We start from the raw sequence: 12,398 nt of genomic DNA on the forward strand, positions 1-12,398 counted from the left end.
GATAAGATGCCGAGACAACTGTTCTCGGCATTTTTTTATCTAAAAATCAGAAAAACTGTATATTTAGTTAGTAATTAAATTGTTATGGTTTATTTAAAATAAATATGGTTTTAAATAAAAGGGATCTAGTAGATAAATATGAAGATAACTAAACAATATTATATTAAAAATATGTGTTGGGGGTGGTTTATTGGTGCTCTATTTTTATACTCTTGCTTAGAATATGAGTTGAAGTATGAAAGTCTGATGTTGTTAATTAGTATTGCTGGTATTGGACTATATCCGTTGGCTAAATGGGGGATTGAATGTTTTTTTCTTCAATTTACTACCAAAGAATTTTGGAATCGAGGACTATTTTCAGATACAGCAGGTAAAGCTGGTGGCTTGGCTTTATATAGTTTCATTGTGTTTTTATTATCTATACCAATTACAATAATTTTTATATTATTCGTGTTAGTGAAAAGGTTGCTTTTCTAAATAAACAACCTTTAAAGTATTAATTAAATACCAATCAAATTATTGGCTTTTTCAATTAAGTCGTTATCAATCAATGCTCCAATACTTGCTATGAGCAATCCATATCCTAATATCCCTATGGGACCACCTAGAAGCACACTAAATGTAAATCCTGCTACAGATGTAGCCGCCATTCCTGCAAATATAGTCTCAGCTTTAACAAAAAATGGACGCCAATTATCTGTCTCTGTTGCTTTTATTAACTCTATCCATAAATCTTTGACGTCAAGGGCTTTACTTACAAAAAACATACCTTTACTAAATTTTTTTAATTTTTGAGCTATATCATCGAGTTTGATCGATTCCAATGCGGTTGCAATAGCTTTACGATCTTTGGCATTAATTCTTCTATTGATATCCGCTTTGTATTTTTCGTAAGCTTTTAGCGCATCATCAACGTTACGGATAGTTTTTCCTCTGGTTTGTTGTGCTAAAGATTCCGCTAATTTCCTTGCTTTATCACCATAAGCATTAAACACTTCTTTCAAAAAAGTTATTTTTAAGATCTTGAGCTTGAAATGATAAGATGCTGAGACAACTGTTCTCGGCATTTTTTTATCTAAAAATGTGTTAAACAGGATAAAGCTCACTCTTATTTAAAAGGCAATATGATGTCAGAAAATCGTGAAATCTTTCGTTTATTAGAAATTATGGCGCAGTTACGTGATCCTGATACGGGATGCGAATGGGATAAAGTGCAGACTTTTGACACTATCGCACCTTATACCTTAGAAGAAACGTATGAGGTGTTAGATGCTATTACTCGTAAAGATTTTGCTGATTTAAAAGAAGAGTTAGGCGACTTACTTTATCAAGTTGTTTTTTATTCACGTATGGCGCAAGAGCAAAAGTTATTTGATTTTAATGATGTTTGTGACGCCATTAGTAATAAGTTAGAACGTCGTCATCCTCATATTTTTGCCTCTGAAAGCGAAAACAATTTATCAACAGAAAAACATCGCTGGGAAAAACTTAAAGCGCAAGAGCGTGAGGCAAAAGCACAATTTTCATTATTAGATGATATTCCCACTACATTACCTGCTTTAATGAAAGCAGAAAAAATTCAAAAGCGATGTGCTTCTGTTGGGTTTGATTGGAATGAACTTGAACCTGTTTTAGGTAAAGTGTTTGAGGAAATCGATGAAGTGATGGCTGAAGTGAAAAAAACGCCCCAAGATGCGTCTAAAATCGAAGATGAATTGGGGGATTTACTATTCTCAGTTGTAAATTTATCTCGGCACTTAAAACAAAAACCAGAACAAGCCTTAAATCGTGCTTGCCGAAAATTTGAACAACGTTTTCGTTTTGTTGAAAAAACGCTCTCAGAAAAAGGTGTAGGCATAGAAAATGCTTCATTGGAAGAGATGGAGATCTGTTGGCAGAAAGCAAAGAAACAACAGATTGAGTGAATTGTGACACGCAAATTAACGCCAGCGTGACATAAAATGCGATAAAAATAGCCTGTAACATCTCGTTTTTTCAGCTATTTTTATAAAAACTCTTAAAGATAGAAATTATAAAAGGTAATTTCGTTTTTTTGTTTTTAGGTAATTTTAAATATTGCAGTTACATTCTATTGCATTAAAAATGTGATTAACCTCAAAAAAATTAAAAGCATGATCATAAGCAAAAGATCTCGCTATAAACCTGCTACACTTAATGTCGTGAAAAAAATAAAGCATCTCTTTTCTAAAAGTGGTATCTTAGCTGAAAGGATTAAGCTAAAATGCTTGAGAAATATTTTCACGGGTTTAGTTTATTGAATTTTTACTGTTTTTTCGTGTTTAAACGGATAAGTGGCGTGATGAAAAAGAACTTTATACTACTAAGAATGTTTGTAGCGAAAATAAGGTTCGGGTATACTGTGTTCCCGTCCAGTTATATCCATCATCCTAATACACCTAAACTTTCAGGTTCAGCATGAAAACGAATTATATTTTTGTGACCGGCGGGGTCGTATCCTCTCTGGGTAAAGGCATTGCCGCAGCCTCTCTGGCGGCTATACTCGAAGCCCGTGGACTCAATGTCACCATGATGAAGTTGGATCCGTATATCAACGTCGATCCAGGTACTATGAGCCCAATTCAGCACGGGGAAGTCTTCGTCACTGACGATGGTGCTGAAACTGATCTCGACTTAGGACACTATGAGCGCTTCATTCGCACGAAAATGACCCGTCGTAATAACTTTACGACAGGTCGCGTATACTCTGAAGTGTTACGCAAAGAGCGTCGTGGTGACTATCTTGGGGCTACAATTCAAGTTATTCCTCATATCACTAATGAAATCAAAGAACGCATCATCCGTGGCGGTGAAGGCCATGATGTCGTTTTAGTTGAAATCGGCGGGACAGTTGGTGATATCGAATCTTTACCATTCTTAGAAGCGATTCGCCAAATGGCAGCAGAAGTGGGTCGTGAGCATACCTTCTATCTGCATTTAACATTAGTGCCTTATTTAGCTGCTTCAGGTGAAGTGAAAACTAAACCAACACAGCATTCTGTAAAAGAACTACTGTCAATCGGTATTCAACCTGATGCGTTGATTTGTCGTTCAGACCGCGTTATTCCTGCAAACGAACGTGCCAAAATTGCACTGTTTTGTAATGTGCCAGAGAAAGCGGTTATTTCATTAAAAGACGTCGATTCCATTTATAAAATCCCTGCACTATTGAAATCACAGGGATTAGATGATTATATCTGTAAACGATTCAGCTTGGATTGCCCAGTTGCAAATCTTGCAGAGTGGGAACAAGTTATTTACGAAGAAGCTAATCCTGAAGGCGAAGTCACCATTGGTATGGTTGGTAAATATGTTGAATTACCAGATGCCTATAAATCAGTGATTGAAGCATTAAAACATGGTGGTTTCAAAAGCCGTGTTACTGTAAATATCAAACTAATTGATTCACAAGATGTTGAAACCCGTGGCGTAGAAATGCTTAAAGGGTTAGATGCAATTTTAGTACCGGGCGGTTTTGGTGAACGTGGTATTGAGGGCAAGATTATGGCTGCTCAATATGCGCGTGAAAATAAAATCCCTTACTTAGGCATTTGCTTAGGTATGCAGGTTGCTATGATTGAATTTGCACGTAATGTTGTTGGTATGGAAGGTGCAAACTCCACTGAATTTGCACCAGATTGTAAATATCCAGTTATCGCATTAATTACCGAATGGCGCGATGAAGACGGCAACATTGAAGTACGCTCAGATGATAGTGATTTAGGTGGCACGATGCGCCTCGGTGCTCAGCCTTGCCATTTAAGTGGTGATAGCTTAGTACGTACACTGTATGGAAAAAACACCATTACAGAACGCCATCGTCACCGTTATGAAGTAAATAATCTACTTTTAAAACGTATCGAAGATGCGGGTTTACGTATTGCAGGTCGTTCAGTAGATAACAAGCTGGTGGAAATTATTGAAAATCCAAACCATCCTTGGTTTGTGGCTTGTCAGTTCCACCCAGAGTTTACCTCAACGCCGCGTGACGGCCATCCGTTATTTGCAGGCTTTGTGAAAGCAGCCTTTGATAACCAAAAAGGTTTGCTGAAATAGGATATATGAGAAGAGATAGGGTATCTCTTCTCGGAAATTTAACTTGTACAGAGGAAAACCGAATGTCCAAAATCGTTAAAGTACTTGGTCGTGAAATTATTGATTCTCGTGGCAACCCAACTGTTGAAGCTGAAGTTCATTTAGAAGGTGGTTTTGTTGGTATGGCGGCTGCTCCATCAGGCGCATCAACAGGTTCTCGTGAAGCATTAGAATTACGTGATGGTGATAAATCACGTTTCTTAGGTAAAGGTGTTCTGAAAGCGGTTTCAGCTGTTAATGGTCCAATCGCTAAAGCTATCCTTGGCCAAGATGCAAAAGACCAAGCTAACATCGATAAAATCATGATCGATTTAGACGGTACTGAAAACAAATCAAACTTTGGTGCAAACGCAATCCTAGCGGTTTCTTTAGCAAACGCAAAAGCAGCAGCTGCTGCAAAAGGTATGCCTTTGTACGAGCACATTTCTGATCTGAATGGTACTCACGGTCAATATTCTATGCCTCTGCCAATGATGAACATCATCAATGGTGGTGAACACGCAGATAATAACGTTGATATCCAAGAATTCATGATCCAACCTGTTGGCGCACCTTCACTGAAAGAAGCTGTACGTATGGGTTCAGAAATCTTCCATCACTTAGCAAAAGTGCTGAAAGCAAAAGGTATGAACACTGCAGTTGGTGACGAAGGTGGTTATGCACCAAACTTAGAATCTAACGCTGCTGCATTAGCTGCTATCAAAGAAGCAGTTGAGAAAGCAGGTTACGTTTTAGGTAAAGACGTTACTCTGGCTATGGACTGTGCAGCTTCTGAGTTCTATAACAATGAAACTGGTAACTACGAACTGAAAGGCGAAGGTAAAACCTTCACTTCACAAGAGTTCACTCATTACTTAGAAGAACTGACTAAACAGTACCCAATCGTTTCTATCGAAGATGGTTTAAACGAATCTGACTGGGACGGTTTCGCATACCAAACTAAAGTTCTTGGTGACAAAATCCAACTGGTTGGTGACGACCTGTTTGTAACTAACACTAAGATCCTGAAAGAAGGTATCGACAAAGGCATCGCTAACTCAATTCTGATCAAATTCAACCAAATTGGTTCACTGACAGAAACTTTAGCTGCAATCAAAATGGCGAAAGATGCAGGCTACACCGCTGTGATCTCTCACCGTTCTGGTGAAACTGAAGATGCAACTATCGCTGACTTAGCAGTTGGTACAGCAGCAGGCCAAATCAAAACGGGTTCTATGAGCCGTTCTGACCGTGTTGCTAAATATAACCAACTGATCCGCATCGAAGAAGCATTAGGTAACAAAGCGCCTTTCAATGGTCTGAAAGAAGTTAAAGGCCAAGCATAATCTTGCTTGTTTGATTAAAAAATCTTATTAATCTGAAAGGGGAGAACCTTAAGTTCTCCCCTTTTTTTTGATTTTTTTTCAGAAAAAACAGAATATTTATTCTTAACATCTTTAAAAAAGTGTGATGTGTAAGAGGAAATAGTGTTCAATTATTACTCTTTTATTAATAAATTGGTTAATTCTCGTGGATGAGATCCCAATTATTAGTTTTGCGCATTTTCAATGACGAGAAATGTTTTTATATTTCACATATAACCTATTTCGTTAACAATTATGGCTTAGTGAACCCAATGTTCATATCAGCTAATGTGGAGTATTATCATGGACGCGTCCAATTTAGCCCCATCGGCGAAGTCGAGCCCGATAAATAAACGAGGGTTGATCATTCTGGCAATCGATGTAGTTTTATTATTACTTTTGCTAGAATTTTTACCTTATGATCCGAAGGCCAATGCAGGTCTAGCATTAATGGTGTTTGTGGGTGTGTTATGGCTAACCGAAGCTATTCACGTTACGATCACTGCATTATTTATTCCTATCTTAGCTGTCGTCTTAGGGCTATTGAATACCAATGAGTCATTAAAATCATTTGCGAATCCTATTATTTTCTTATTCTTTGGTGGATTTGCTTTAGCAACGGCGCTTCATATTCAAGGGTTAGACCGCTTAATTGCTAACCGTTTGTTGATGATTGCAAAAGGTAAGCTTTCAATCGCTGTATTGCTGTTATTTGGTGTTACTGCATTGCTTTCTATGTGGATCAGTAACACAGCTACAGCTGCGATGATGTTGCCTTTAGTATTAGGTATTTTATCTAACTTAGATATTCGTTCAGAACGTAATACTTTCGTATTCGTATTATTAGGTGTTGCTTATAGTGCGAGTATCGGTGGTTTAGGTACGTTAGTGGGTAGTCCGCCAAATGCGATTGCTGCTGCTCAATTAAACTTAGATTTCATTACGTGGATGAAGTACGGTATTCCAATCATGTTGGTATTATTACCTATCATGTTTATCGTTATGTATCTGATGTTACGTCCTAACTTAAAACATAAGTTTGACCTGAAATTAGAAGTATTGGAGTGGAATAACAAACGTGTTATTACCATGATCATCTTCTTAGTTACTGTCGTATGCTGGATCTTCAGCTCTTTCATCAGTAGTGCTTTTGGTGGCGTAAAAGATCTTGATACTGTGATTGCGGTCAGCGCAGCAATTGTTATAGGTGTAACAGGTGTAGCAAGTTGGAGCCAAATTCAAGAGAACACAGAGTGGGGCGTATTAATGCTGTTCGGTGGTGGTTTAACACTGAGCGCTATTTTACAGTCTTCTGGTGCAAGCCTTGTGATGGCAGATTTCATGAAAGAAACCTTCGGTGCAAGCCACTGGTTCGTGATTATCCTTGCAGTAACAACCTTTATCATCGTATTAACTGAATTTACCAGTAATACTGCGAGTGCGGCGTTATTAGTGCCAATCTTTGCAACTGTAGCACAAGCATTAGGTATGCCAGTAATGGCGTTAACTATGATTATCGGTATCGGCGCATCTTGTGCGTTCATGTTACCTGTTGCAACCCCACCAAATGCGATTGTCTTTGGCTCTGGTTATATTAAACAGACAGAGATGGTACGAGTAGGTGGTGTGCTAAACTTAGTGTGTATCTTAGTTATCTCTCTGTTTGCTTGGTTCTTCTGGTTGTAAGTCAATACGCTAAATTAGCCTTGATGAGATAAAAATAGAGCGCTTGATAGTTATATCAGGCGCTTTTTTATTGCCTGTTTCTTATCTGTTATTTGGGTTGTCATCTTAGTTATCATAGGGATTGCTCTAGAAAAAGGAGAGGTGATATGGCTTTTAGGAGCTATAAAAAACCATCAATATTAAGACTAAAAATGTCATAACATTGATGGCTATTTAAAATAGAAAATAAGTTAATTATTTTGTATAAAGTGTAAGTTGTGTACCCGGCTTTAACATTTTAATGTCTGAGTTCCAACTCATTAATAATTTAAGGTTAATACCGTGACGACGAGCGATGCTGTAATAAGAATCTCCCTGTCGAACTTTGTAATAACTCGGAGACGGTTTTGCCGGTTTTGTTACCGTGGTATTACTGGTACTACCCGCATTATGAATTTTTAATGTTTGTCCTACTAATAGGGTGCTTTTTGCATTTAATCCATTAATACGTTGTAAGTCTTTTATGCTCATATTGTAGCGACGAGCAATAGCGTAAAATGAATCCCCAGAGCGAACTTTATAAACACCCTCTTGCTTAATTGACTGATTTGTTTTGGCAACTGCTAAGCGAATAGTCTCTAATACCGCTTCATCTTCAAAAGCGTTACGGAATTGATCAAGCTTATTGCGAGGCAACATAATGACATGAGGGCCATTAGGTGCGGTTATTCCACGTTTATAGCCTGGGTTATAATCTTTCACAGTATTAATAGGTAGCTGACTTAATTCAGCAACTTTATTTAATGTGATCTGTTCACCAACATCAATGGAAGCTAACGCTTTATCGCGATAGTTACTTTTTGGAAAAGTAATATTTTCTTCGTTTTCACGAATAACTTTACTTAAAGCAAGAATTTTAGGGACATAATTCATTGTTTCTTTAGGTAAAGAGAGTGACCAATAGTCTGTTGGTAGATTTTTACTTTCATTTGCCTTTATTGCTTGCATAACACGGCCTTCACCAGCGTTATAAGCAGCAAGGGCAAGTGCCCAATCACTATCAAACATTACATACAGGCGTTCAAGTAAATCAAGTGCGGCTTTGGTTGACGCCATAACATCACGACGACCGTCATACCATTGGTTTTGTGCTAAACCATAGTAATTACCAGTTATTGGAACAAATTGCCATAAGCCAGCTGCATTTGCAGAAGAGGTAACATGGGGATTAAACGCACTTTCAACCACAGGAACTAAAGCTAGCTCCATCGGTAATTCACGTTTTTCAATTTCATCAATAATCGAATACATATAAGGTTCGGCGCGAGAAGCAACGCTTTGTATATGTTTGGGATTATTTAAAAAATATAATTCTTGCTGCGAGATCCTTTCATTTTCAGGGAGATCCATTTTTAATTCACTTATCACATAACCCCATAAATTGGTTTTGACATCATATTGAGGTTGGTGAGAAGTTGAAGTCCCTTTTGTTGATGTTGGCGTTATCGCAGACAAATTAGGTTTAATGTTCTCAGATTGCTGGCAGCCTGCCAATAGCAATATGGAGAACAAAATCGCTTTTGTCTTCATAATAGAAAAATTCATCCTGTGTGTTTTTTGAACCAAATGATACTTAGTGTGCCAAAATAAAACAACTAATAGGTATTAAAAGTTATCTTTTAATTCCCTTAATTTTGTAAATGTCTTAATTGGAGCATAAGTGTTAGTGGTTATACCTAAAATCCTTTGTAAATCAATATCGTCAGATTTCAAAAAAAGATTAATGTTCTTTTCATTTTTCAGCGTTATTGGCACTGTAGGTTGTAATTTCTTACGCATTTCACTAACTTGGGCTAAATAATCGGTAATAAGCGCATTTTCTGGCATGATATGGTGTGCAAAGGTCATATTCGATAGGGTGTATTCATGAGCACAACAAATTAATGTGTTATCAGGTAATGAACTTAATCTTTGTAATGAACTGAACATTTGTTGTGCAGTACCTTCGAATAAACGACCACAACCACCAGAAAAAAGTGTATCGCCACAAAACAGATAAGGTTCGCAATAATAAGCAACATGACCCAATGTATGGCCTGGCGTGCCAATTACATTAAAAGTAAATGAGCCAACAATAATGTGCTCTTGATTATGAATAATATTTTCAGCTCCTTTACTTTGTGTTTCTTGTGGGCCGAAAACGTCAATATTAGGATATTTTTTTACAAGTTCAGCAACACCACCAACATGATCATCATGATGATGAGTTAATAAAATCGCGATAGGTGTTAGTGAGCGTTGTGTGAGCATTTCAATAACAGGTTTGGCTTGTGAAGGATCAACAATCACACATTCACTATTTTCATTACTTAATAGCCAAATGTAGTTATCGGATAAAGCAGGAATTCTGATAAGCTCCATATAAGTTACCTTACTTATAAATTATAAAGGGTTAAACGATGAAAGCAGCTCGTTCAGCAAAACCAATTATGATGCCAGATTCTTGGCGCGATATTCCTTGGGGGGAATATTATCGCATGGCTATCGAACTACGTTTACAAAATTGGTGGCCGAAAATTTATGGCTTTCATTTATTAAAACTCGGTCAACTCAGTGCCGAACTGGATACCAAATTAAGTATCGTTTCACATCAAGTCAATGTGACATCTAATAAAATAAATGCAGATGTTATTGCCTCTTTAGATTATTTACCCTTTGAAAATAAATCGATTGATGTTTGCCTTATGGCGCATGTACTGGATTATAGTGCAGACCCCCATTGGCTATTACGAGAAGTAGATCGCGTTTTAATTGATGATGGCTGGATTGTATTAACGAGCTTTAACCCCATTAGTTTATTAGGGCTTGGGAAATGCACGCCGATATTACGACAAAAACAGCCTTACTCCAGTCGTATGTTTTCACTTCGTCGCCAAATAGATTGGCTTAGTGTGTTAAATTATGAAGTGATGACACAACAGAATTTCCAGATTATGCCATTTTCGAGACCAATAAAACGTGATGGTAGCCGCTATCACATCGGTGGCTGTTTAAATTTAATCATTGCACGTAAAAGAACACTTCCTTTAACACCCACCGCCTTGAAATTTGCATTGCCACGCATGAGTGTAAAAGGTCGAGTTTTAGGGGCTACACGTAATCATCCAGAGCCATAATGCTTACTAATCTATGGTTTTATCTTTTTGGCTTTCGATATAACCTGTGTCTTCTTGAGTTGGTGCTTGCGCGGCTGCTTTCGCTAATTCATCACAACGTTCATTTTCATCATGACCAGCATGGCCTTTTACCCAATGCCATTCAATTTCATGACGAGTAATAGCACTATCTAAGCGTTTCCATAAATCGACATTAAGTACAGGACTTTTGTCTGCTTTACGCCACTGGCGCTTTTTCCAGCTATGGATCCACTGTGTAATACCTTGTCTGACATATTGGCTATCTGTTGTCAGTGTAATTTTACAAGGGAATTTTAATGTTTCTAATGCTACGATAGCGGCAAGAAGTTCCATTCGGTTATTGGTGGTCATAAAAAAACCTTCACTTAGGGTTTTTTCATGTTGTTGATAGCGTAAAATAGCGCCATAACCACCGGGGCCAGGGTTGCCTAAGCATGAACCATCGGTGAATATTTCTACCTGCTTGTGCATAAAGGCGACTTATCCTTTTTGATTAATACGAAAAACTAACCCTAAGTCTGACATAAAAACGGATTATGAGCACTCCAATCACACGACAAATTGTACTTGATACCGAAACTACCGGTATGAATAAGCTGGGCGTTCATTATGAAGGTCATAATATCATTGAAATTGGTGCCGTAGAGGTTATCAATCGTCGATTAACAGGGCGAAATTTCCATGTGTATATTAAGCCCGAAAGATTAGTTGATCCTGAAGCGTTTGAAGTTCACGGTATTAGTGATGAGTTTTTAGAAGATTGTCCTTCTTTTGCTGATATTGCTGACGAGTTTTTAGAATATATTCGTGGTGCAGAGCTGATCATTCATAACGCCTCGTTCGATATCGGCTTTATGGACTATGAGTTTAGAAAGCTTAATCGTGATATTCCACTTACCGAAACGTTCTGCCAAATTACCGATAGCCTTGCAATGGCGAGGGCATTATTTCCCGGTAAGCGAAATAATCTTGATGCCTTATGTGATAGATACTTAATAGATAACTCTAAACGTACTCTTCACGGCGCGTTATTGGATGCTGAAATACTTTCTGATGTCTACTTGGCAATGACTGGTGGGCAAACAGCATTAGCATTTTCAATGGATGGCGAATCAAGTAACGAACAAGAGCAAAATGATATCCAACGTATCGAACGCCCTGTTTCAGGATTAAGAGTAATAAGAGCAACCGCAGAAGAACTTGCTGAACACGAGTCTCGATTAGATTTAGTTGAGAAAAAAGGCGGGCATTGTTTGTGGCGTCCGGCATCAAATGATGAGGCCGTTTGAATATAAAAAAAGCAGAAATAGTTAGCTGAGATTAAAAACTATCCAAATGCATCTTTTTGTTAGAAAAACAGTTGACGACAAGGCAAGAGATTCGTAATATTCACCTCGTCCGAAAGGATACGCGGAGCGGTAGTTCAGTTGGTTAGAATACCTGCCTGTCACGCAGGGGGTCGCGGGTTCGAGTCCCGTCCGTTCCGCCAACATTCCAAACCCCAGCATTTATGCTGGGGTTTTTGCGTTTTACTGCCTCAACAATTTTCTCTTCTCTTATTTTTCTAAGTCACTATTTCTTGCTTTCAATATTTGATATCACTATCTTAGAATTTATTAATGATATTAATGCTATGCTCAATGGCATTTCGCAGGGTAATCAATATGGAAAATAGAGTACATTTATGGATTGGCAGTAATTTTTCTTCTGAAGAAGAATATATGTACTATTTTGAATTAGATTACTCTGAGGAAGACGGAATTGACTCTCCTAATTATAGAGTATGTGGATTTTGCAAAGATCTGGGAGTAGTGTGGTACGACGAAGATTTTATTGGTGTTATTCATCGCTTTGATAACGATGTTACGCTTGACGAGGTTTTGGTAGATGCTGCTGTTGATGAAAGTGAAATATCGTTCATTAAAGCTAAATGTGAAGAACTAGGAATTAAAAGTGCGAATGCTATATTTTGGTATCAAGATCCTGAGCTTGTTATCAAAAAGAGCGATAATCAAACCTATAATAATTTACATTATATTGGCGAATATAATGGTGATTAACTGGTTTAAAAATTAATTTA

Annotated in this window: 12 protein-coding genes and 1 tRNA gene; 9 read left to right on the plus strand and 4 right to left on the minus strand. The window is 37.7% G+C overall.

Annotated features, from left to right (window positions below; all coding sequences use genetic code 11):
* Nucleotides 1-138: 138 nt before the first annotated feature.
* Nucleotides 139-477 (plus strand): colicin E1 family microcin immunity protein, encoded by a 339-nt coding sequence (locus LW139_RS04360; protein ID WP_103005062.1) that lies wholly within the window; start codon nucleotides 139-141, stop codon nucleotides 475-477.
* A 23-nt stretch (nucleotides 478-500) separates the two neighbouring features.
* Here the strand turns inward: LW139_RS04360 and LW139_RS04365 are convergent, their stop codons facing one another.
* Entirely contained in the window at nucleotides 501-1,067 is a 567-nt protein-coding gene (locus tag LW139_RS04365) for a colicin-like pore-forming protein (RefSeq protein ID WP_166540224.1), read from the minus strand.
* A 60-nt stretch (nucleotides 1,068-1,127) separates the two neighbouring features.
* Between LW139_RS04365 and mazG the strand changes: the two genes are divergently transcribed.
* From mazG to LW139_RS04385, 4 genes are all read left to right on the plus strand, one after another.
* The gene (gene mazG / locus LW139_RS04370) at nucleotides 1,128-1,925 is read left to right on the plus strand and encodes a nucleoside triphosphate pyrophosphohydrolase (RefSeq protein ID WP_166540223.1); all 798 of its coding nucleotides are present in this window, start codon (nucleotides 1,128-1,130) and stop codon (nucleotides 1,923-1,925) included.
* A gap of 511 nt (nucleotides 1,926-2,436) precedes the next feature.
* Nucleotides 2,437-4,074, plus strand: coding sequence for a glutamine hydrolyzing CTP synthase (gene pyrG, locus LW139_RS04375; RefSeq protein WP_166540222.1), 1,638 nt, complete (start codon nucleotides 2,437-2,439; stop codon nucleotides 4,072-4,074).
* Between the two features lie 62 nt (nucleotides 4,075-4,136).
* Entirely contained in the window at nucleotides 4,137-5,438 is a 1,302-nt protein-coding gene (gene eno, locus LW139_RS04380; protein WP_072070732.1) for a phosphopyruvate hydratase, read from the plus strand.
* Between the two features lie 321 nt (nucleotides 5,439-5,759).
* Nucleotides 5,760-7,142, plus strand: a complete 1,383-nt coding sequence (locus LW139_RS04385; RefSeq protein WP_166540221.1) for an SLC13 family permease — start codon at nucleotides 5,760-5,762, stop codon at nucleotides 7,140-7,142.
* Nucleotides 7,143-7,376: 234 nt separating this feature from the next.
* On the opposite strand, the gene mltD is transcribed toward LW139_RS04385, so the two are convergent.
* A complete protein-coding gene (gene mltD, locus LW139_RS04390; RefSeq protein ID WP_109407894.1) occupies nucleotides 7,377-8,711 on the minus strand; it encodes a murein transglycosylase D in 1,335 nt (444 codons plus the stop codon).
* Nucleotides 8,712-8,786: 75 nt separating this feature from the next.
* Nucleotides 8,787-9,542, minus strand: coding sequence for a hydroxyacylglutathione hydrolase (gene gloB / locus LW139_RS04395; protein WP_166540220.1), 756 nt, complete (start codon nucleotides 9,540-9,542; stop codon nucleotides 8,787-8,789).
* A 38-nt stretch (nucleotides 9,543-9,580) separates the two neighbouring features.
* Between gloB and LW139_RS04400 the strand changes: the two genes are divergently transcribed.
* Entirely contained in the window at nucleotides 9,581-10,297 is a 717-nt protein-coding gene (locus tag LW139_RS04400; RefSeq protein ID WP_109407892.1) for a methyltransferase domain-containing protein, read from the plus strand.
* A 6-nt stretch (nucleotides 10,298-10,303) separates the two neighbouring features.
* Here the strand turns inward: LW139_RS04400 and rnhA are convergent, their stop codons facing one another.
* The gene (gene rnhA / locus LW139_RS04405; RefSeq protein ID WP_109407891.1) at nucleotides 10,304-10,789 is read right to left on the minus strand and encodes a ribonuclease HI; all 486 of its coding nucleotides are present in this window, start codon (nucleotides 10,787-10,789) and stop codon (nucleotides 10,304-10,306) included.
* Nucleotides 10,790-10,854: 65 nt separating this feature from the next.
* Here rnhA and dnaQ point away from each other — a divergent pair, with 65 nt between their 5' ends.
* From dnaQ to LW139_RS04420, 3 genes are all read left to right on the plus strand, one after another.
* A complete protein-coding gene (gene dnaQ / locus LW139_RS04410; RefSeq protein ID WP_166540219.1) occupies nucleotides 10,855-11,607 on the plus strand; it encodes a DNA polymerase III subunit epsilon in 753 nt (250 codons plus the stop codon).
* Between the two features lie 123 nt (nucleotides 11,608-11,730).
* Nucleotides 11,731-11,807, plus strand: a tRNA-Asp gene (locus tag LW139_RS04415).
* A 175-nt stretch (nucleotides 11,808-11,982) separates the two neighbouring features.
* Nucleotides 11,983-12,378 (plus strand): immunity 22 family protein, encoded by a 396-nt coding sequence (locus LW139_RS04420; protein ID WP_166540218.1) that lies wholly within the window; start codon nucleotides 11,983-11,985, stop codon nucleotides 12,376-12,378.
* Nucleotides 12,379-12,398: the final 20 nt, after the last annotated feature.

The organism is Proteus vulgaris, from assembly GCF_023100685.1.
In the GTDB taxonomy this organism is placed as follows: domain Bacteria; phylum Pseudomonadota; class Gammaproteobacteria; order Enterobacterales; family Enterobacteriaceae; genus Proteus.

Coding starts and splice junctions, on each gene's coding strand:
- LW139_RS04365 (WP_166540224.1), bottom strand. CDS start 1,067: ATGCCGAGAACAGTTGTCTCAGCATCTTATCATTTCAAGCTCAAGATC.
- mazG (WP_166540223.1), top strand. CDS start 1,128: ATGTCAGAAAATCGTGAAATCTTTCGTTTATTAGAAATTATGGCGCAG.
- eno (WP_072070732.1), top strand. CDS start 4,137: ATGTCCAAAATCGTTAAAGTACTTGGTCGTGAAATTATTGATTCTCGT.
- LW139_RS04360 (WP_103005062.1), top strand. CDS start 139: ATGAAGATAACTAAACAATATTATATTAAAAATATGTGTTGGGGGTGG.
- dnaQ (WP_166540219.1), top strand. CDS start 10,855: ATGAGCACTCCAATCACACGACAAATTGTACTTGATACCGAAACTACC.
- rnhA (WP_109407891.1), bottom strand. CDS start 10,789: ATGCACAAGCAGGTAGAAATATTCACCGATGGTTCATGCTTAGGCAAC.
- gloB (WP_166540220.1), bottom strand. CDS start 9,542: ATGGAGCTTATCAGAATTCCTGCTTTATCCGATAACTACATTTGGCTA.
- LW139_RS04400 (WP_109407892.1), top strand. CDS start 9,581: ATGAAAGCAGCTCGTTCAGCAAAACCAATTATGATGCCAGATTCTTGG.
- mltD (WP_109407894.1), bottom strand. CDS start 8,711: ATGAAGACAAAAGCGATTTTGTTCTCCATATTGCTATTGGCAGGCTGC.
- LW139_RS04385 (WP_166540221.1), top strand. CDS start 5,760: ATGGACGCGTCCAATTTAGCCCCATCGGCGAAGTCGAGCCCGATAAAT.
- LW139_RS04420 (WP_166540218.1), top strand. CDS start 11,983: ATGGAAAATAGAGTACATTTATGGATTGGCAGTAATTTTTCTTCTGAA.
- pyrG (WP_166540222.1), top strand. CDS start 2,437: ATGAAAACGAATTATATTTTTGTGACCGGCGGGGTCGTATCCTCTCTG.